The 18,588-nt window shown below is 64.6% G+C and carries 18 protein-coding genes and 4 tRNA genes; 14 read left to right on the top strand and 8 right to left on the bottom strand.

Going from position 1 to position 18,588, the window contains the following annotated elements:
• Positions 1-7: 7 nt before the first annotated feature.
• From recO to nagZ, 4 genes are read left to right on the top strand one after another with little or no spacing between them, the layout of a single operon-like run.
• Positions 8-895: a DNA repair protein RecO gene (recO, locus tag ABNX08_RS15150; protein ID WP_022535918.1), complete on the top strand. Its 888-nt coding sequence runs from the start codon at positions 8-10 to the stop codon at positions 893-895.
• A gap of 43 nt (positions 896-938) precedes the next feature.
• The gene (pdxJ, locus tag ABNX08_RS15145; protein WP_022535917.1) at positions 939-1,721 is read left to right on the top strand and encodes a pyridoxine 5'-phosphate synthase; all 783 of its coding nucleotides are present in this window, start codon (positions 939-941) and stop codon (positions 1,719-1,721) included.
• Positions 1,718-2,140: a holo-ACP synthase gene (acpS, locus tag ABNX08_RS15140; RefSeq protein WP_349604188.1), complete on the top strand. Its 423-nt coding sequence runs from the start codon at positions 1,718-1,720 to the stop codon at positions 2,138-2,140. Before pdxJ ends, acpS begins: the two co-directional genes overlap by 4 nt.
• Before the next feature lie 14 nt (positions 2,141-2,154).
• Entirely contained in the window at positions 2,155-3,204 is a 1,050-nt protein-coding gene (gene nagZ, locus ABNX08_RS15135) for a beta-N-acetylhexosaminidase (protein WP_022535915.1), read from the top strand.
• Positions 3,205-3,308: 104 nt separating this feature from the next.
• Here the strand turns inward: nagZ and ABNX08_RS15130 are convergent, their stop codons facing one another.
• Positions 3,309-3,554 (bottom strand): hypothetical protein, encoded by a 246-nt coding sequence (locus ABNX08_RS15130; RefSeq protein WP_349604190.1) that lies wholly within the window; start codon positions 3,552-3,554, stop codon positions 3,309-3,311.
• Between the two features lie 108 nt (positions 3,555-3,662).
• On the opposite strand from ABNX08_RS15130, the gene ABNX08_RS15125 reads away from it, so the two are divergent.
• Complete coding sequence (locus ABNX08_RS15125; protein WP_349604192.1) at positions 3,663-4,370, top strand: hypothetical protein; 708 nt, start codon at positions 3,663-3,665, stop codon at positions 4,368-4,370.
• Between the two features lie 404 nt (positions 4,371-4,774).
• Here ABNX08_RS15125 and ABNX08_RS15120 read toward each other — a convergent pair whose 3' ends face one another.
• The 5 genes from ABNX08_RS15120 to earP form a co-directional block, all read right to left on the bottom strand.
• The gene (locus tag ABNX08_RS15120; RefSeq protein WP_022535913.1) at positions 4,775-5,356 is read right to left on the bottom strand and encodes a TetR/AcrR family transcriptional regulator; all 582 of its coding nucleotides are present in this window, start codon (positions 5,354-5,356) and stop codon (positions 4,775-4,777) included.
• A gap of 27 nt (positions 5,357-5,383) precedes the next feature.
• On the bottom strand, positions 5,384-5,875 hold the full coding sequence (locus tag ABNX08_RS15115; protein WP_022535912.1) for a DUF302 domain-containing protein: 492 nt from the start codon (positions 5,873-5,875) through the stop codon (positions 5,384-5,386).
• Between the two features lie 65 nt (positions 5,876-5,940).
• Positions 5,941-7,407 carry an amidase family protein gene (locus tag ABNX08_RS15110; protein WP_349604194.1) on the bottom strand — a complete coding sequence of 489 codons (1,467 nt, stop codon included), beginning with the start codon at positions 7,405-7,407 and terminating at the stop codon, positions 5,941-5,943.
• 724 nt (positions 7,408-8,131) lie between these two features.
• Positions 8,132-8,692, bottom strand: a complete 561-nt coding sequence (gene efp / locus ABNX08_RS15105; RefSeq protein ID WP_022535910.1) for an elongation factor P — start codon at positions 8,690-8,692, stop codon at positions 8,132-8,134.
• A 211-nt stretch (positions 8,693-8,903) separates the two neighbouring features.
• On the bottom strand, positions 8,904-10,064 hold the full coding sequence (gene earP, locus ABNX08_RS15100) for an elongation factor P maturation arginine rhamnosyltransferase EarP (protein ID WP_022535909.1): 1,161 nt from the start codon (positions 10,062-10,064) through the stop codon (positions 8,904-8,906).
• A gap of 112 nt (positions 10,065-10,176) precedes the next feature.
• Here earP and uvrC point away from each other — a divergent pair, with 112 nt between their 5' ends.
• The 6 genes from uvrC to ABNX08_RS15070 all read left to right on the top strand — a co-directional run bounded on the left by uvrC (position 10,177) and on the right by ABNX08_RS15070 (position 15,153).
• The gene (uvrC, locus tag ABNX08_RS15095; protein ID WP_349604196.1) at positions 10,177-12,249 is read left to right on the top strand and encodes an excinuclease ABC subunit UvrC; all 2,073 of its coding nucleotides are present in this window, start codon (positions 10,177-10,179) and stop codon (positions 12,247-12,249) included.
• Between the two features lie 103 nt (positions 12,250-12,352).
• Entirely contained in the window at positions 12,353-12,952 is a 600-nt protein-coding gene (gene pgsA, locus ABNX08_RS15090; RefSeq protein WP_349604198.1) for a CDP-diacylglycerol--glycerol-3-phosphate 3-phosphatidyltransferase, read from the top strand.
• A 176-nt stretch (positions 12,953-13,128) separates the two neighbouring features.
• Positions 13,129-13,204: transfer RNA gene (locus ABNX08_RS15085), tRNA-Gly, on the top strand.
• A 60-nt stretch (positions 13,205-13,264) separates the two neighbouring features.
• Positions 13,265-13,340 (top strand) — tRNA-Gly (locus ABNX08_RS15080).
• 107 nt (positions 13,341-13,447) lie between these two features.
• Positions 13,448-13,521 (top strand) — tRNA-Cys (locus ABNX08_RS15075).
• A gap of 399 nt (positions 13,522-13,920) precedes the next feature.
• Complete coding sequence (locus ABNX08_RS15070; RefSeq protein WP_022535906.1) at positions 13,921-15,153, top strand: cation:proton antiporter; 1,233 nt, start codon at positions 13,921-13,923, stop codon at positions 15,151-15,153.
• Between the two features lie 26 nt (positions 15,154-15,179).
• Here ABNX08_RS15070 and ABNX08_RS15065 read toward each other — a convergent pair whose 3' ends face one another.
• A complete protein-coding gene (locus ABNX08_RS15065) occupies positions 15,180-16,112 on the bottom strand; it encodes a LysR family transcriptional regulator (protein WP_349604200.1) in 933 nt (310 codons plus the stop codon).
• A 98-nt stretch (positions 16,113-16,210) separates the two neighbouring features.
• On the opposite strand from ABNX08_RS15065, the gene ABNX08_RS15060 reads away from it, so the two are divergent.
• Positions 16,211-17,311, top strand: coding sequence for a YeiH family protein (locus ABNX08_RS15060; RefSeq protein ID WP_022535904.1), 1,101 nt, complete (start codon positions 16,211-16,213; stop codon positions 17,309-17,311).
• 76 nt (positions 17,312-17,387) lie between these two features.
• On the opposite strand, the gene ABNX08_RS15055 is transcribed toward ABNX08_RS15060, so the two are convergent.
• Positions 17,388-17,474, bottom strand: a tRNA-Leu gene (locus ABNX08_RS15055).
• A 208-nt stretch (positions 17,475-17,682) separates the two neighbouring features.
• Here ABNX08_RS15055 and ABNX08_RS15050 point away from each other — a divergent pair.
• Together ABNX08_RS15050 and ABNX08_RS15045 are read left to right on the top strand one after the other, a co-directional pair.
• Positions 17,683-18,048, top strand: coding sequence for a hypothetical protein (locus ABNX08_RS15050; RefSeq protein WP_022535903.1), 366 nt, complete (start codon positions 17,683-17,685; stop codon positions 18,046-18,048).
• A 264-nt stretch (positions 18,049-18,312) separates the two neighbouring features.
• Positions 18,313-18,567 (top strand): hypothetical protein, encoded by a 255-nt coding sequence (locus tag ABNX08_RS15045; protein ID WP_022535902.1) that lies wholly within the window; start codon positions 18,313-18,315, stop codon positions 18,565-18,567.
• The last annotated feature ends 21 nt before the right edge of the window (positions 18,568-18,588 follow it).

The raw sequence follows: 18,588 nt of genomic DNA, 5'->3' as shown, positions 1-18,588 counted from the left end.
GCGACCTGTGAGCAAGACGGCTGATCTCGCGCGCGCGCCGGCGCCTCGCGCCCGCCGCGCCGACCCCGTGGTCGACGAGGCGGCCGAATTGCTCGACAGCAAGGCGCTGCCCGGGATGGCCGATGCGGCCGCGCGCGCGATGATGGACCGCGCCATGCGCATCGTGCCGGCGCGCCCCGAGTCACGCGTGGCCGACCAGCCCGGCTTCGTGCTGCACGCCTGGCCGTACCGCGAGACCAGCCTGATCCTCGACGTCTTCACGCGCGACCATGGCCGCATGTCGATGGTGGCCAAGGGCGCCAAGCGCCCGCATTCGGCGCTGCGCGCGGTGCTGCAGCATTTTCACCCGGTCTCGGTGTCGTGGAGCGGGCGCGGCGAGGTCAAGACGCTGACCAAGGCCGAATGGGTTGGCGGCATGCCGCCGCTCGACGGCGATGCGCTGCTGTCGGCGTTCTACCTGAATGAATTGCTGATGCGCTTCTGTCCGCGGGAAGACGCGCATCCCACACTGTTCCGCCATTACCTGACGACGCTGACGCGGCTCGCGCACGGCGAGCCTGCAGGCCTTGTGCTGCGCAGCTTCGAACGCGTGTTGCTACAGGAGACCGGTTTCGCGGTGGCCTTCGACCAGTGCCTGAGCACCGGCGAACGCGTCCAGCCGGGACTGGACTACGTCTACCAGCCCGAGCGCGGCGTGCGCCGCGCGCAGCCGAGTGATCCGTCATCGTGGCCGGTGGTGTCGGGACAGACGCTGCTCGACATGGCGCAGGACGATTACAGCCGCGCGCAGACCGCGGCGCAAAGCCGGGCGCTGATGCGTTTCCTGCTGCATTATTATTTGCAAGGCGCGCCGCTGAAGACGCGCCAGATACTGATCGACCTGCAGTATCTCTGAACGATACCAGCACACACTCCGAATCACTCCTGCACCTGCTCGCATGATCTTTCACGCAAATCCGGGCGTCATCGACCTTGGCGTCAATATCGACCACGTGGCCACGCTGCGCAATGCGCGCGGCACCGTGTATCCCGATCCCATCCGTGCCGCCCTGCAGGCGGAAGAGGCCGGCGCCGACCTGATCACGCTGCACCTGCGCGAAGACCGCCGCCATATCCGCGATGCCGACGTGTGCGCGCTGCGCCCGCAGCTGGCCACGCGCATGAACCTGGAGTGCGCCATCACGCAGGAGATGCTCGACATTGCCTGCGAGATCCGTCCGCAGGACGTGTGCCTGGTGCCTGAGCGCCGCGAGGAGGTGACCACCGAGGGCGGCCTCGACGTGGCCGGCCGCTTCGAACAGGTCAAGGCTGCCTGCGCGCAGCTGGCGGGCGTCGGTATCCGCGTGTCGCTGTTCATCGACGCCGACCCTGACCAGATCGCGGCCGCCGCTGCCTGTGGCGCGCCGGTGATCGAGCTGCATACCGGCGCCTACGCCGACGCGCACACGCCGGACGAGCTGGCCATCGAATACCGCCGCATCGCCGACGGCGTCGACGCCGGCCTGAGGCATGGCCTGGTGGTCAACGCCGGCCATGGCCTGCACTACACCAATGTGCAGCCGATCGCCGCGCTGCCTGGCATCAAGGAGCTGAACATCGGCCATGCGATCGTGGCCCATGCGGTGTTCGCCGGCTGGCAGAATGCCGTGCGCGAGATGAAGGCCATCATGGTGGCCGCACGCCTGGGCACGCGCTATCCCGCCGCGAGCGAGCCGGCGTGATCTACGGCGTCGGCACCGACATTATCCAGATCGCCCGCGTGCAGGGCGTAATGGAACGCACCAACGGCCGCTTTGCCGAGAAGGTGCTCGGCCCCAACGAACTGGCCAAGTACCACGCGCGCAAGGCGCGCTCGGAGAAACGCGGGCTCGCCTTCCTGGCCACGCGCTTCGCAGCCAAGGAAGCCTTCTCCAAGGCAATCGGCCGGGGCATGCACTGGCCGATGACGTGGCGCGCGATGGAGCTGATGAACCTGCCCTCCGGCGAGCCGACGCCGGTGTGCCACGGCGAACTCGCCGCATGGCTGGCGGAACGCGGGATCACCGTGCGGGTCAGTGTCAGTGACGAGCACGATTATGCGGTCGCCTTCGCGATAGCCGAGCGTACGGACGCCGCGGCTTCCCAACCTACAGCTTTGTGAATCCAATAACTTCCATGCCCAAGAAGAATACCGGCAAGCGGCCGGGCCCGGTGGTCCTCGACGTCGTCGGCAAGCAGCTCGACGCGCAAGACGCGCGCCGCCTCGCGCATCCGCTGACCGGCGGCGTGATCCTGTTCGCCCGCAATTTCGAGTCGCGCGCGCAGCTGCAGGCGCTGACGCGCTCGATCCGCGCGGTGCGCGACGACGTGCTGATCTGCATTGACCATGAAGGCGGGCGCGTGCAGCGCTGCAAGACCGACGGCTTCACCCACCTGCCGGCGATGCATCGCCTGGGCGAGCTGTGGGGCCGCGACGTGCTGGCCGCGACCAAGGCGGCGGTGGCCTGCGGCTACGTGCTGGCCGCTGAGTTGCGCGCCTGCGATGTCGATTTCAGCTTCACCCCGGTGCTGGACCTGGACTATGGCCGCAGCGCCGTGATCGGCGACCGCGCCTTCCACGCCGACCCGCGCGTGGTGAGCATGCTGGCCGGCCACCTGAACCACGGCCTGTTGCTCGCGGGCATGAGCAACTGCGGCAAGCACTTCCCCGGCCACGGCTATGTCGAGGCCGATTCGCACGTGGCGATCCCGGTCGACGAGCGCTCGCTGGACGAGATCATCGAGCAGGATGCACGCCCGTATGAATGGCTGGGCCTGTCGCTGTCGTCGGTGATGCCGGCGCACGTGATCTACCCCAAGGTCGATCCCAACCCGGCCGGCTTCTCGCGCTACTGGCTGCAGGACGTGCTGCGCGCGCAGTTGGGCTTCGAGGGTGTGATCTTTAGCGACGACCTGAGCATGGAAGGCGCGAGCGTCGCCGGCAACGTCACCGAGGCCGCGCGCGCGGCGCTGACCGCTGGTTGCGACATGGTGCTGATCTGCAACCATCCGGACCGTGCCGACCAGCTGCTGACCGAGCTGGATGCCGGCATCGACAAGACCTCGCAGCGCCGCATCCGCAAACTGTTCCCGCGCCGCAAGCCGATGGACTGGAACAAGCTGCAGCAGGAAGGGGAGTACCGTGCCGCGCTGCGCACGCTGAAGGAGCACGCGCTGATCGCCTGATCGGAGCGTCGTGCAGAAAAGGAAAAAGGCAGCCGAGGCTAGCCGTTAACAAAATCTGTTGAAAACTTGAAGAAATCGCCCTAGGATCCTTGTCCGGCCTAGGGTCACTCCCCAAAGGCTGCCGACGAATTCGTTGGCAGCTTCGTTTTTGACAGCATCTCGCGCGTCACTTCGCCGGAGGAGAAGTCCATGTCCTCTACCTCTGCACTGCCGGCTTCGGAACCGCCGCGCGTCCCAGAATCGATCGCCGGAATCCAAGTCAATTTCTGCAAAAATCCACCATGTGAGAATTTCGGTGTCCCAGTGCCAGGAGCAGCGCGCAAAGGCACGCCGCCGGCCAGGGCGACCAAGAATCCCTCCACCCTGACCGGGTCTACGCTCGTCGGGGGCTCAATACGCTGCAACGCTTGCCGGGAACACTCTTCGATGAAGAGCAATCTCGGCGTGTTTGAGGAAGCATGGCGGATCTCGGTCGAGACTTTTCGCGCGGCGTGTTGCCCGGAGCCGCTCTGCGGCAATCACCGCGTTCCCACTTCCACTCTGGAATGCGCGCGGCTTGCTTGGGGGCGTTTGCGCAACGGATTAAGGAGCGCAGCGTCGACGCGCTGTTCGTACGCATCTCGAAGGAGATGACCATCGACCAGAAGCGTGTCCTCGTGGCAAAAGCCCGGCAAGAGTTCGAGGAGCGCGCAGCAGCGTATCCAGAGCTGACGGAAAGCCAGATCAAGTTGCTATTGCTGCGCGAGCGCTGCGAAGCCGCTGCGACAATCGGCAAGGTTACGGATCGCTGGGTCTTCCACCCACTGCCTACGATGGCTGAGCCAGAGAAGGCGAGTTGCCTCCACACGGATTTTGGCGACTATGACCCTGACCATCTGGCCTGGCTGCACAACAAAGTGAGCCTGCTTGCAGTGGACTCCTGGTTCAATCGCATCCGCCGCCGCTCGGCAATGCTGGAGCGGCCAATATCCTCGTCGGCAAACCGCGGGAGGGTGTGGAATGGCTATTCGGCGTACAGGCCTGGGCAGATCGGTAAGCTCCTGACAATCTTGCGCGCCTGTCATAACTACATTTGGCTTGCAGATGGAGTAAAGGACACCCCAGCCATGCGGCTGGGCTTGGCCAAGGCTGTGATCGACTACAAGGACATCATCTATTTCTCATAGCGACGTGCTGCGGTAGCAATGGGAGTAGCGTTGCCGACGATGTCATCCCCAACAGTAGCCCCCCACGACCCAGCCGCCATCAGCCCACTAGGGTACGGTGCCGCATCCGGGGGGTTCGGGCCCTGCCCGTTACACAACGGTGTTGGGATTTTGTGAAATATGGAGCAGCCGTTGCCAGCCCCCAGGGGGTGGGCTTTCTTTCTGCGTCACGTTGATTTGCGGGGAAGATCGATGGTCCGACGGCAGGGTTCGGCCAGTTTCTGCCGTTCAATTGGGTCACAGGGCGGATGCTCGAACGGCTGCTTCACGCCGGTGGCAGTCGGTGGTCCATCTGCAGGTCACCTTGGATCTCGGGCATTGAGCTGGCTCAGCCTGAGGAGGCTGGGGCGCTCGCGACGAAATCTTCATACGGGCGACTCTCGGGCAAGGAGGAGCGCTGCCTCGACGCCGCCTTCCAGGATTTGCTCCGCGCGTGCAACGTCTGGCACGGCGCGCGCGAACTGGAGGGTTCCCACCATGAGAGCGAAGATGGCTGTTGCCCGACGACCCGCTGCTGTGGAATCCGCATCTGGGAGCAATGCGGCCAACGTCGCAACGAAGCTTTGCAACCCATCCTCATAGGTTTGCCGTATTGACACCGAGTGCCTAGCGATTTCCGGAAGCAAAGCCGCCGAAGGACATCCGCATGCCAGGTCCTCGCGATGCGCTTGACTGAGGTAGCTTCGAATCACTCCCTCAAGGTCAGCGCCCGTCTGGAGTTTCTGTTCGAGGTCCAGTTGCCGCTCTGCGAGCGCGCCCCCGACCGCCTCGCGAACAAGCTCCTCCTTGGACCCGAAGTGGGGATAGAATGCGCCATTGGTCAGGCCGGCCGCTCCCATGATCCCGCTGATGCCCGCAGCCGAGACTCCCTCTCGGCGGAAGCATTTCGAGGCGACCTCGAGGATATGCTGCCGAGTCGTGGCTTTGTGACCTTTTTCGAAACGCATCTTCTCTCCACTCGTGTCCCGCGGCCGTCAGTTTGCAGCCGCCTCCAACAAGGCTTGGAGGTCGCGATCAAGCTGATGAGCCACGGTATTAACCTCCTCGCTGCCGAACTGGCCGAAAACGGAGGCTGGTCGATCATATTCAAACCCGACACCACCATCGCCATCCTCGCGCAGCAGCACACGGATGGGTGCATAGAGTCCCGCCGACAGTTGATGGCGGGTCATCTTCGACGCGGTGAGCGGATTGCCGATATCGTACTGGATGGCTCGGCGCGTCAGCCCTGCAATAGCCAGCAGCGCCCCGTGGTCACGCTGGCCGAAAATGGTAAGTGGCGGACATGCCTCCAACTCTCGAAGCGCGCGCGTGCTTTCGCCGTATCGCAGGAGCGTGAAGATCCCATCATCGATGCGAGGCGCCAAGGCCACGAGCTTGGCTCGAACTTCCTCAAATGGCTTTATCGATTTGATTGTGACGTGCTCAATCGAAATGGTGCGCGTGGAGTACAGTGCATTGGCCATCTGTTGATCCTCATTTCAGTTGCTGTTCGGGGTTGGCCCGTTTCCCACGGAAAGGGGCTAGAACGTCAGAGCGTCGGCGGCTGGGTGCCTAAGACTGCCTCGATCCGGCGGGCAAGCTTCAGAAGCGCCCGGTCGCTCGCCAGCGGGGCGTCCAGCTCAAGACCGATCGGAAGGCCCGCGCGAGACATGCCCGCAGGGAGACTGATACCCGGCAGACCCACGCTGCTCGCTGACAAAGTGTGGTTCGCCAAAGCGAGGTAGCTGACTTCCTGGCCCGCGATGTGGAACTCTTCCTGCTCCTCGATCGAAGGCGCCATGCAGGGCGTCGTCGGCTGCAGAATGGCAAGCGCCCCTCGCGTGACGAATGCCTGGTTCAGGCGGCGCTGGATTTCCGGACGGCTTACGTTGAGCGCAGTCTGATAGGCCTCCACTGAGGTAGCACCTGCACCGGCCGGCAGTACGATGTGCTCCCACGCTTGGCGAAGCTGGGGCTTGAGGCCTTCGTGGATCGCCTCGAACGTGGTCGGAATATTGTGTAGACGGAGGAATTCCGAGACCGCGCCCTGGGTCTCATGGGCGAAAATGCCCCACGTAGTTGTCTGGATGAGGGCGTTGAAATCTTCCCCGAGGTCGATCTCAAAGACCTCGGCGCCGGCGTCCTGCAACCGCCGAACTACCTCACGGAAACGATCCTCGACTTCCGAGTCCACCAAGCCCAGAAACTGCCGCGGCGCGAAGGCCAGTCGGGCTCCCTTAAGGTTGAAATCCCACTCGACGGGCTCCGCAGCCTGCTCCCCGGTGACGACGTGGTCCAGCAGTATGCAATCCTCAACACTACGCGCGAATACACCCGTCGTATCGAGAGTGTGGGAGATCGGTGCGACGCCGTTACGCGGCCAGCGTCCTGTGGTCGGCTTGAACCCGACGACACCACAGAGCGACGCGGGCACACGGATCGATCCGACTGTATCGCCACCCAAGGAGGCGGGCACTATCCCGGCGGCCACGGATGCGGCAGAACCGCTTGATGACCCTCCCGTGACGCGATCGTGGGCGCGCGGGTTCTTCACCTGGCCATAGCGCTCGTTGTGCCCGGTCAGCCCATAGGACATCTCCACCAGATTGTTCTTGCCGAAGACGAGGGCACCTGCATCCTTGATCGCCCGGACCGCATCGGCGTCTTCCGTCGGAATGAAGTGCGCCAGACGATCGAGGCCGATGCTCGTGGGCAGCCCCCTCGTCAGGTAGCTGTCCTTCACCCCGATCGGTACACCCAGTAGGGGACCCTCCGCCCCGGCCGACCGCGCCTTGTCTGCGTTCTTCGCAGCCTCAAGCACGGCGTCTCCGTCGATGGTGATGAAAGCGTTAAGGTCAGCGTGCGACCGAGCCTGCCGCAGCAAAGCCGTGGCGTACGCCTCTGATGTCATCTCACCGCCGCGGATCGCGTCGGCGGCCGCGGCGAGCCCGAGTGAAGCGAACCTCTGCACTTCTGGCTCAGACGTTTGGCTAGAGCTGGCGATCGTGTCGTTCATAAATTCCTCACAAGAAAGGTGTGACCCGGCATTTCACGACCGCGAAGAGGGTCGCAGCCTCATGAAATTACGATCATAATATATCATTACGATCGTAATGCAAGAGGATTCGCAGGGTATGACTTCGTTGCGAAGCACGGGAGGATCTGGACTGTACTGGGGTCCCACTCGCTGTTAGGGAACTGCGCAGCGCTCGATGACTACTATTTGCTCTTACCCGCAGTTGAACGGGAGATGCCGAGATCCGTGGGCTCAAACGGGTAAGAAAATTGGGATTGCTCGCGAGCCGATCCGAACGATGGCAGGGTCGCCGTTGTATAGTCTCCGTTTGTTCCGGGGCAGCGCGACGGGCGTGGCTGGACCGAAGAAACCGTTGGTCGACGAACGGCTGCTGTGTCCTCGGAAACCGCCGTCGACTTAGCGACTCGACGTTCGTCTGCTTCGGGTCGTTCTGCGACGCTCAGACCTCATACGAAGGCAACTGCGCAAGCCGCAAAACGCGCGTGCAGCAAACGTCACGCTTCGACCTTGCACCTCAGGAGAGGAAGGGGTGGCTTTCTCCAGCGCAGAACCCCTTGTTTACAGGCAAAAAAACGGGCCCCATCTGAAAGACGGGACCCGTTTTGCTTTTCAACAGATTTTGTTAACGGCTAGCAGCCGAGGCTGCCTTTCTTCATCCCGGCCCCGCCGCGAAAGCGGGGCAGGCAAACGCCGTGCAAACGCCTTAGTTGGCGCGGCTGCGGTATTCGCCGGTGCGGGTGTCGATTTCGATCTTGTCGCCGATGTTGCAGAACAGCGGCACCTGCAGTTCGAAACCGGTGTTGATCTTGGCGCCCTTGAGCACCTTGCCCGACGAGGTGTCGCCCTTGACGGCCGGCTCGGTGTAGACGATTTCACGGACCAGCGTGGTCGGCATTTCGACCGAGATGGCCTTGTCGTTGTAGAACACCACTTCCACGGTCATGCCGTCTTCGAGGTAGTTCAGCGAGTCGCCCATGCTGTCCTGCTCGACTTCGTACTGGTTGTAGTCGGTGTCCATGAACACGTACATCGGGTCAGCGAAGTACGAGTAGGTGCATTCGCGGCGCTCCAGCACCACGACCTCGAACTTGTCGTCGGCCTTGAACACCGACTCGCCGGGTGCGTCGGTCAGCAGGTTCTTGTACTTCATCTTGACCACGGCTGCGTTGCGGCCCGACTTGTTGTACTCGGCCTTCTGCACGACCATCGGATCGCCGCCGATCATGAACACGTTACCGACGCGGAGTTCCTGTGCGATTTTCATCTGAACTGATTTCCTGAAATAGAAAGTAGGAATTTGGAATGGCGAAGGCGCGCTGCCGGCATCACCTGCGGTGAGCCTGTGAGCCCCAGCGAGAGGCATTCACGCGCTCGCGACCCCGTGCTCAGCTTGCATTCAGGTCTTCGCCCAAGGTCGTTTTGACGCTTGGGAGAGGTCCTGGTTCTCCGGCCCGGTCGCCATTTGGATCAACCGGTTATTTTACCTGATTTTCGCAAAATGCCACCAGATTGGCGGCAAGGTCGCCGGGATGCTGCAAGCGCCGCTCCCAGCGTGGGGCCATCGCGGCAAGTGCCGGCAGATGCGCACGCAGACGTGGCCAGTCGACGGGGACGCCAAAGCCGTTCCAGGCATGCCAGAAGTCGGTCAGCGCGCTGGCCGCTTCGGGCGCCACGCCGCTCTGGCGGAACAGGTCCAGCCAGGCGTCGAGCTTGATCCGGTGCGCGGTATCGTCCTGCGGGTAGATATGCCAGACCAGCGGCCGCGCCGCCCATTGCGCGCGCACGAAGGAATCCTCGCCGCGCACGAAGTTCAGGTCGCAGGTCCACAGCAGTTCGTCGTAGTGCTCCTGGCGTACGAAGGGAATCCGTTGCACGCACAGGCTGCCGCGCACTACCGGTTCGCCCATCCGCAGCGGGGCGCCCAGCCATTCGGCGACCTGGTCCGCGGCCAAGCCGGCGGGCACCAGGCAATGGACCGCCTCGGCGGCATCGCGCCATTGCTCTAGCAGTGCGGGTAGCGCCGGGTTGCGGTAGGCAAACAGGCTCACGCGTAGCGCGTCAGGCCGGGGCGTCACGCTCAGCCGGTGCCACAGGGCCGCCTGTGCGGCCGTGCCGCCGAGGAAGGCGGCGCGCTGCGCGCCCAGCATCGATTCCCGCAGCAGGCCGCCGGTGCCGGGTTCGAAGCCGGGGAAGAAGAAATGCTTCACCAGCGGCAGCCGCGGATGGGGCGAGGGCATCGCATGATGCTCGCGTACCCATGGCTCTGCGCTCAGGTATTCCAGGTTAATCCAGGCGGGTTTGGGATCACGCGCGGCCATGCGGGCCAGAAAGGCGTGCGGCACATCACAGGCGAAGGCTTCGATGACGGCATCGTGTGGCTCGACCCCGGCGGTGTCATCCGCGTCGCTGTCGCCGCCTGGCCGCCACGGTCGAATCTCAACGCCGGCTAGGCGCTGCACGATGGCGCCGGTATCGAGTTCCGGCGCCAGCCGCGCAAAGCTCGCCAGGTCATCGACCCAAAGCCGCACCGCATGCCCGTGCTCCTGCGCCAGCTGGCGCGCCAGCCGCCAGCAGACGCCGATGTCGCCGAAATTGTCGATCACGGTGCAGAAAATGTCCCAGGAGCGGATAGGCATGGCAGGTGAGGGGGGCGCGGGCGGGGCACCCGCTGAATTGCTCTAAACTTGCGATTTTAGAGGCCATGCCGCTTTTGGTGCGCGCAGGCCGTGTAGCGGTCACCGTCCCCCAATGTCCGACCAGCAACCCGATTCCCCGAAAAGTGCCGACGAAACGCCGGCCAAGGCACCGGCCGCCAAGCCTGCCGAGTTGAGTGCCGAAGTGACTGCCGAGGCGACTACTGAAGCCCGGCCGGAGCAATTCGACGCCCGCCCGGTCATTTCCCGGCTGCCCGGCCTGCCGGGCGTGTACCGCTATTTCGATGCGGCCGGCAATGTGCTGTACGTCGGCAAGGCGCGCGACCTGAAGAAGCGGGTATCGAGCTATTTCAACAAGACCCAGCTGTCGCCACGGATCGCGATGATGGTGGCGCGCATCGCCCGCATCGAGACCACGGTGGTGCGCACTGAGGCCGAGGCGCTGCTGCTCGAGAACAACCTGATCAAGGCGCTGGCGCCGCGCTACAACATCCTGTTCCGCGACGACAAGTCGTACCCGTTCCTGAAGCTGACCGGACACCGCTTCCCGCGCATGGCGTACTACCGCGGCGCGACTGACCGCAAGCACCAGTACTTCGGGCCGTTCCCCAGCGCCTACGCGGTGCGCGAGAGCATGCAGATCCTGCAGAAGGTGTTCCAGCTGCGCACCTGCGAAGACACCGTCTTCAACAACCGCACGCGGCCGTGCCTGCTGCACCAGATCCACCGCTGCACCGGGCCGTGCGTCAATGCCATCAGCGAAGAGGACTACGCGCGCGACGTGGCCAACGCGGCGCGCTTCCTGCAGGGCCGCCAGAACGAAGTGCTGGAAGGCCTGCAAGGCAAGATGGAACACCACGCGGAGCGGCTGGAGTTCGAGCAGGCGGCGGCAGTGCGCGACCAGATCGCGGCGCTGTCGACCGTGCTCAAGCGCCAGGCCGTGGAAGAGGTGGGCGGGCAGGCGCGCGATATCGACGTGCTGGCCGTGGCCGTGGAAGGCGGACGCGCCTGCGTCAACCTGGCCATGGTGCGCGGCGGCCGCCACCTGGGCGATAAGGCCTACTTCCCGGCGCATGCCGACGAGGCGGCGATGATCGTCGAGGATGCGGACGAGCGCGAAGCGATTGGCGACGAACAAGCCAGCGCCGCCGAAGCCGTGCAGCCGCTGACCGTCGACCGCATCGCCACGCGCGTGCTGTCGGCCTTCATGGTGCAGCACTACCTGGAACAGCCCGCGCCGCCGATCATCGTCGTCAGCCACGTGCCCGACGACAGCGCGGTGCTGGAGGCGCTGACGCTGCACGCCGGCCGCAAGGTCGCGCTGGTTCGGCAGCCGCAGGGCCAGCGCAAGGTCTGGCTGGAGATGGCGCAGCAGGGCGCGGCGCTGGCGCTGGCGCGCCGGCTGGCCGAGCAGGGCAGCCAGGAAGCGCGCACGCGCGCGCTGGCGGAAACCATCGGCCTGGACCTGGAAGACCTGGCGCTGCTGCGCGTGGAGTGCTTCGACATCAGCCATACTGCTGGCGAGGCCACCCAGGCGTCGTGCGTGGTCTACCACCGCCACGACATGCAGAACAGCGAGTACCGCCGCTACAACATCCAGGACATCATCCCGGGCGATGACTACGCGGCCATGCGCCAGGTGCTGACCCGGCGCTACCAGAAACTGGTCGAACAGATCCAGGAGGACGGCGGGCTGGAAGCCGGCGGAGACGCCGCGGCGCTGCTGCCGCAGATCGTGCTGATCGACGGCGGCAAGGGTCAGGTCGAGGTGGCGCGGCAGGTGTTCGAGGAACTCGGCCTGGATATCGGCCTGCTGGTCGGCGTGGCCAAGGGCGAGGGCCGCAAGGTGGGTCTCGAGACGCTGGTGTTCGCCGATGGAAGTCCTTCGCTGGAACTGGGGCAGGGCAGTGCGGCGCTGATGCTGGTGGCGCAGATCCGCGACGAGGCGCACCGCTTCGCCATCACCGGCATGCGAGCGCGCCGCGCCAAGACGCGCACCACCTCGCGGCTGGAAGAGATCGAAGGCATCGGCGCGCGCCGACGCCAGAAGCTGCTGACCCGCTTTGGCGGCCTGCGCGGCGTGATGGCGGCCAGCATTGACGAACTGGCCAGCGTAGAGGGCATTTCACGCGGCCTGGCCGAAGAGATCTACAGGCAACTGCACTGAGCGGGCCCGGCGGCCGGGCGGGAATATGGCCAATAATGGTCGATTGGTCCTGAAATCGGCGACAATCGCGGGATTGGTCACCGTTCCCCCGCCGCCGAGTTCCATGCCTTTCAATATCCCGATCCTGCTGACCTGGCTTCGCGTTGCCATGATTCCACTAGTGGTAGGGGTCTTCTACCTGCCCGACGCATGGCTGCCGATGCACACCAAGAACCTGACGGCGGCGTCGTTCTTCATCATCGCCGCGGTGACCGATTGGCTGGATGGGTTTCTGGCGCGGCGCTGGAACCAGACTTCATCGTTCGGCGCCTTCCTGGATCCGGTCGCCGACAAGCTGATGGTGACGGCGGCGCTGCTGTCGCTGCTGGCGCTGGACCGGGTCACGGACCTGATCGCGCTGGTGATCATCGGCCGCGAGATCACCATCTCGGCGCTGCGCGAATGGATGGCGCAGATCGGCGCGTCCAAGAGCGTGGCGGTGAATTTCCTTGGCAAGCTGAAGACCACGGTGCAGATGCTCGCGATCCCGCTCTTGCTATTCAGTGGCCGCGTGTTCGGATTCGACGCCTATGTGCTCGGCACCTGGATGATTTATGTGGCGGCCGTGCTAACGCTGTGGTCGATGATCTATTACATGAAACTCGCGTGGCCGCAGATCCGGGAGCGCAGCAGTGCCGTGGCAGGGGCCGGCGCACCGAAGTGAAAAGAAATTCGAAAAAGATGTTGACGACGAGAGTCGTTCTTTGCATAATCTCATTCTCGTTGCTGACGACGCAAACGAAAGCAGCGAAATGAGGGGTAAATAACGCAAGATGTAGCTCGATAGCGGCATTATGCGATATAAATAGCCTCAGAAGTTTTTGTGGTGGTAGGTGCCCTGCGGGAGTAGCTCAGTTGGTAGAGCGCAACCTTGCCAAGGTTGAGGTCGCGAGTTCGAGACTCGTCTCCCGCTCCAGGTTATCGAAGGTTTGATTCCGTGTTCGCACGCAGTCGGGCCGGCAGTAAAAAGTTGTATGCGGGAGTAGCTCAGTTGGTAGAGCGCAACCTTGCCAAGGTTGAGGTCGCGAGTTCGAGACTCGTCTCCCGCTCCAATCCCCAAAGGGAAGCAACGCTTCCCTTTTTGTTTGGGTTGAATCGCCGTACGGTGCGCTCCGGCAGCATCGGCTGAATGCGGCTACAATCCAGCAGCACGTCACCCGGCGGGGTGGCAGAGTGGTTATGCAGCGGCCTGCAAAGCCGTGTACGCCGGTTCGATTCCGACCTCCGCCTCCAGTACCATGCAGAACGGCGCCTCGCGGCGCCGTTTTTGTCTTTCGACGCCGGTTCCGCGCGCCATATACCCCGCACGACAAAACGCCTGCCATTTCCGCGCATTGAGCGGGTGGCGGCCATGTTACATTACTCCTGTCGTACGCTTTTCGGGGTGCTCCGCGCGATGGGCAGCGGAGCAGCATGTCAAACGCCATTCCCGATTCCGTGACGCGCCGCCAGGTGTGTCCGGGGCCGCTGCGGCACTTCCCGTTCTTTCCCCGCTTGTCCGTTCCGATGCTGCCGATCGTCCTGCGCCGACCGCTGGTGCGCGCCGGACGCTGTGTCATGGTGGCCGCGGAGAAAAAGCGGGTGGGATCCAGCCATCGCCGTTCAGCCCCTGACACGAGGAACCCCGCACGCATGCATCACGCCACCCCGCTTATCAGCACCATCGTCGGCGGTATCGTCCTGGCCTTCATCCTTGGCGCCATTGCCAGCCGGCTGCGCCTGCCGCCGCTGATCGGCTACCTGTGTGCGGGCATCGTGGTGGGGCCGCATACACCCGGCTATACCGCCGACCAGGCGCTGGCGCCCGAGCTGGCGGAGCTTGGCGTGATCCTGCTGATGTTCGGTGTGGGACTGCATTTCTCGATCAAGGACCTGATGGCGGTGAAGCGTATTGCCATCCCGGGCGCGGTAGTGCAGATCGGCATCGCCACTTTGCTTGGGATGCTGGTGGCGTGGGGCTTTGGCTGGTCGTGGGGACAGGGGCTGGTGTACGGGCTGGCGCTGTCGGTGGCCAGTACCGTGGTGCTGCTCAAGGCCTTGCAGGAACGTGACCTGGTGGAATCGCCGCAGGGCCGCATCGCGGTCGGCTGGCTGATCGTGGAAGACCTGGCGATGGTGCTGGCGCTGGTGCTGCTGCCAGCCATGGCTGGTCTCCTGGCCGGCGCTGGCGAAGGGACGGGCGAGAGCGCGCCCGGCACAGGCGAAGTAGTGCTTGCGATTTTCACGACGCTGGGCAAGGTTGCCGCATTCGTCGCGGTGATGCTGGTGATCGGGCGCCGCTTCATTCCCTGGATGCTGGAGCGCATCGTCTGGACCGGCAACCGCGAGATGTTCCGCCTGGGCGTGCTCGCCACCGCGCTGGGCGTTGCCTACGGCGCGTTTGCGCTGTTCGGCGTGTCGTTCGCGCTGGGCGCCTTCTTTGCCGGCATGGTGCTGGCGGAGTCAGAGTTCAGTCATCGAGCGGCCGAGGAATCACTGCCGCTGCGCGATGCCTTTGCCGTGCTCTTCTTTGTCTCGGTCGGCATGCTGTTCGACCCGATGGTGCTGGTCAACGACCCATGGGGCGTGCTGTCGACGCTGTTCATTATCGTGGTGGGCAAGTCGCTGGCGGCGATGGGGATCGTGCGCGCGTTCGGCCATTCGGGCCAGACCGGCATGACAATCGCCGTGAGCCTGGCGCAGATCGGCGAGTTCTCGTTCATTCTCGCCAGCCTCGGCGTCTACCTGAAGATCCTGCCGGAGCGCGGCCAGGCGCTGATCCTGGCCGGCGCGCTGCTGTCGATCATGCTCAATCCGGTGCTGTTCCACCTGCTCGACCTGTACACGGCGCGGCGCAAGCGCAGCAGCGACCCGCAGCCGGCCTGAGCCCGGTAGTCCGGCAGTCCGGCGGCTTAGGAGGCGCCGATGCGCGGCGCCATGGTGCGCAGGTACTCGGTAAAGGCCAGCAGGCCCTGGGTCGGGAACTTGTCCTGGTGCACCACCAGCTGCAGCGGCCGCACGATGCGTGGCAGGCCGCCGCGGATCGCCACCAGCGTGCCGCGCGCCAGTTCGTCCTGCACCACATGCAGCGACAGGCAGCTGACCCCGAAGCCGCTCATCACGGCGCGCTTGATCGCCTCGGCGTTGCCCAGCTCCAGCGCGAAGCGCAGCTCGCCCAGCAGCGGCACCAGCCTTTCCTCGATGACCTCGCGCGTGCCCGACCCGGGCTCGCGCACGATCCATTCGGCATCGCGCAACGCCACCAGGTCGTGCGCCGCGGCGGCGAGCGGATGCGAGGGCCCGACCACTACCACCATCTCGTCATCGCACCAGGGCACGCTGCGCAGGTCGCGTTCATGGCTGGCGCCTTCCACCAGGCCGATGTCGGCTTCGAACTGAAGCAGCGATTGCAGCACCTCGCGCGTATTGCCGATGCGCAGGTCCAGTGTGCACGGACCACTGCGCGAGTGGCGGAAGCCCGCCAGCAGCGGCGGCAGGATATAGCTGCCGATCGTGTTGCTGGCCGCGATGCGCAGCTGCACCCCGGTCTGGGTGGCGAAGCGCTCCAGCTCCTGCGCCTGATCCAGCAGCGACAGCGCGCGCGGGAAGAACTGGCGGCCGGTCTCGTTGATGCTCAGGCGGCGGGCGACGCGGTCGAACAATGGGCTGTCCAAGGCACGCTCCAGTTCGGCCAGCGAGGCGCTGACAGCCGACTGCGACATCGCCAGGGCCTGCGCGGCCGCCATGGTGCTGCCGTGCTGGGCCACGGCGACGAATACGGAGAGCTGGCGCAGCGTCAGTCGCAGGGGGCGATGGTCCGGACGGGGTTCTGGGCGGTGTTCCATATCGAAAGAATCAATAACGCATAACGATATTACCCGTTTTACGGGTTAGGGGGGCGCCGGTACGCTGGAGCCACTAAAGAACACAACCCGAGCCTGCCATGTCTTCCGTCTCCGCTCCCCGTACTGCCCAGGCCGCCGCACCGGCCGCCTTGCCCGCGCCCTGGTCGCAGCGGCTGCTGACGCTGGTCCCGCTGGGTGGCATCGCCTGGCTGGCGATCGCGCTGGCGGAGCATCCGGCGGTGTCGCGCTACGGGCTGAGCGCGCTGACGCTGGCCATGTGTGCCGGCATGGTCGCGGCCAATACGCTGCCGCGCCACTGGCTGGCCCCGCTTGCGCCCGGCATGCAGGTCGCGCGCCACCACCTGCTGCGCCTGGGCGTGGCGCTGTACGGACTGCGGCTGACCTTTGCGTCCATCGTTGCGCTGGGCCTGCCGGGCATCGTGGTGCCGCTGACCATGCTGGTCGCCACGCTGCTGTTCGGTACCTGGGTCGGCACCACGTTTTTCGGGCTGAGCCGCCGCGAGGCGATCCTGGTCAGCTCGGGCAGCGCCATCTGCGGCGCGGCCGCGGCCATCGCCGTGTCGTCGGTGGTGCGCACCGATGACAAGCAGACCGCCGTGGCGGTGGCAACGGTGGTGCTGTTCGGCACCGTCGGCATGCTGCTCTATCCCTACCTGTACGAACTGGCGACCGGCCACTGGCACTGGGCCGTCAGCGAGCGCATGTTCGGCATCTTCACCGGCGCAACCCTGCATGAGGTGGCGCAGGTGATCGCCGCCGGCAAGATGATCAGCGAGCCGACCGCCGATGCCGCCGTGGTGGCCAAGATGGTGCGCGTGTTGGCGCTGGGCCCGCTGCTGCTGGTGATGGCGCTGTGGCCGCAGGGCGGTGGCGCGCAAGGAGCAAAGGCGTCGGCCGGCGGTAACCGCCTGCGCGGCATCATGAAGTCGGTGCCGTGGTTTGCGGTCGGGTTTGTCGTGGTGATGGCAGTCAACTCGGCCGGCGCGGTGCCCACGGCCTGGAAGGCGCCGCTGATCGCGCTGGACAACTGGCTGCTGGCCTGCGCGATGCTGGCGATCGGCCTGCACACCCGTATCGGCGACCTGGTACGTGCCGGACGCAAGCCGCTGGCGCTTGCCGGTGTGCTGTTTGTGTTCCTGATGGGGCTGGGCGCGCTGCTGTGCTACGCGATGGCCTGAAGCCGGCAAGCGGGGAATGACTGAGAGGGGGCGATTGCCCCCTCATTTCATTTGGAGGCTGGGCGGCAATGCGCCCTGGTGCGGCCGACGGGACTCGAACCCGTAAGCCTGGAAAGGCGGCAGATTTTAAGTCTGCTGAGTCTACCAATTTCTCCACGGCCGCACGGCAAGCCCGGTATTGTGGTGGCTCCGCAATCCGGATGCAAGCGCGCAACAGTCGTCCTTCCCCGCAACCCCCTAAAGTACGGGCTTGCCGCCCAAAAGTGACGGGGCTGTTACCGCTGGTAACAATGTTGTGCCTGCCGTTTCACCTGGAAATTTCCAAACCTCTAAAATACTAGGTAAGAGAAATCTCACTTTGAGAGGCGGATATGAAACGTTGGTTGCTCGCAGCATTCGGTGTCGCAGCCGGGCTTGCGTCTGGGGCCGCGATGGCCCATGTGAGCGTCGGCGTGGCGGTCGGTGTCCCCGGCGTTGTGATCGGTGGCCCGGCTTACTATCCGCCCGCTCCTGTGTACTACGCGCCCCCGCCCCCGGTGGTGGTGGCACCGGCGCCGGTCTACTATGGCCCGCCGGCCGTGGTGGTGCGTCCGCGCCCGGTCTACTATGGTCCGGGCTACTATGGCCCGGCGCGCTATTATGGACACGGCCACCGCGGCTACTATGGTCCGCCGGGACATTACCGTGACGGCCACGGCCACGGCCATGGCCATGGTCACGGTCGCTGGCGCGACTGAGCGGCGCAAGCAAGCTTTTTGAAAGACAGGGCCCTGCGGGGCCCTTCGCTTTTCTTGTTGCCGCACTGCGGCATGAGCCTGCGACGCCAGTTCCCGGAATTTCGCCCCTATCTTGAGCGTAGTCAAATTATTTGAACGGACTGCTCAAAGCGTCACCTCCATCACTATAAGGGTTTTCCCCTAAACTATGTCTATGACGTCGTGATGACATTTCTGCACGTCTTAGCGATGCCAGGACTAACCAGAACGCACAGGGGAATTCTCATGAAGATCAAGCAACTCGTTGCCGCCGCCGCCGCACTGGCCGCGCTGGGCGCCATTTCCACCTCCGCATCCGCGGCTGGCAAGGTCGATCCGTACCTGGACGGCGCCAAGATCGGCGCAGTCGATCCATACACCGACGGTGCCAAGGCGGGCAAGTTCGATACGTACACCGATGGCGCGCGCGTCGGCAAGACCGACCCGTACACTGACGGCGCACGCATGGGGTCGCGCGACTCGTTCAGCGACGGCGCCTGATATTCGCCACTGGTACCACCT

This window comes from Cupriavidus sp. DF5525 (assembly GCF_040149425.2).
Lineage (GTDB): Bacteria > Pseudomonadota > Gammaproteobacteria > Burkholderiales > Burkholderiaceae > Cupriavidus > Cupriavidus pickettii_A.
This window is presented reverse-complemented; position numbering and strand designations above follow the sequence as displayed.

Bases quoted from the DNA above. Each gene is read 5' to 3' on its own strand.
- pdxJ (WP_022535917.1), top strand. From the start codon at position 939: ATGATCTTTCACGCAAATCCGGGCGTCATCGACCTTGGCGTCAATATC.
- nagZ (WP_022535915.1), top strand. From the start codon at position 2,155: ATGCCCAAGAAGAATACCGGCAAGCGGCCGGGCCCGGTGGTCCTCGAC.
- ABNX08_RS15125 (WP_349604192.1), top strand. From the start codon at position 3,663: ATGGCGGATCTCGGTCGAGACTTTTCGCGCGGCGTGTTGCCCGGAGCC.
- ABNX08_RS15120 (WP_022535913.1), bottom strand. From the start codon at position 5,356: ATGCGTTTCGAAAAAGGTCACAAAGCCACGACTCGGCAGCATATCCTC.
- ABNX08_RS15115 (WP_022535912.1), bottom strand. From the start codon at position 5,875: ATGGCCAATGCACTGTACTCCACGCGCACCATTTCGATTGAGCACGTC.
- ABNX08_RS15110 (WP_349604194.1), bottom strand. From the start codon at position 7,407: ATGAACGACACGATCGCCAGCTCTAGCCAAACGTCTGAGCCAGAAGTG.
- efp (WP_022535910.1), bottom strand. From the start codon at position 8,692: ATGAAAATCGCACAGGAACTCCGCGTCGGTAACGTGTTCATGATCGGC.
- earP (WP_022535909.1), bottom strand. From the start codon at position 10,064: ATGCCTATCCGCTCCTGGGACATTTTCTGCACCGTGATCGACAATTTC.
- uvrC (WP_349604196.1), top strand. From the start codon at position 10,177: ATGTCCGACCAGCAACCCGATTCCCCGAAAAGTGCCGACGAAACGCCG.
- pgsA (WP_349604198.1), top strand. From the start codon at position 12,353: ATGCCTTTCAATATCCCGATCCTGCTGACCTGGCTTCGCGTTGCCATG.
- ABNX08_RS15070 (WP_022535906.1), top strand. From the start codon at position 13,921: ATGCATCACGCCACCCCGCTTATCAGCACCATCGTCGGCGGTATCGTC.
- ABNX08_RS15065 (WP_349604200.1), bottom strand. From the start codon at position 16,112: ATGGAACACCGCCCAGAACCCCGTCCGGACCATCGCCCCCTGCGACTG.
- ABNX08_RS15060 (WP_022535904.1), top strand. From the start codon at position 16,211: ATGTCTTCCGTCTCCGCTCCCCGTACTGCCCAGGCCGCCGCACCGGCC.
- ABNX08_RS15050 (WP_022535903.1), top strand. From the start codon at position 17,683: ATGAAACGTTGGTTGCTCGCAGCATTCGGTGTCGCAGCCGGGCTTGCG.
- ABNX08_RS15045 (WP_022535902.1), top strand. From the start codon at position 18,313: ATGAAGATCAAGCAACTCGTTGCCGCCGCCGCCGCACTGGCCGCGCTG.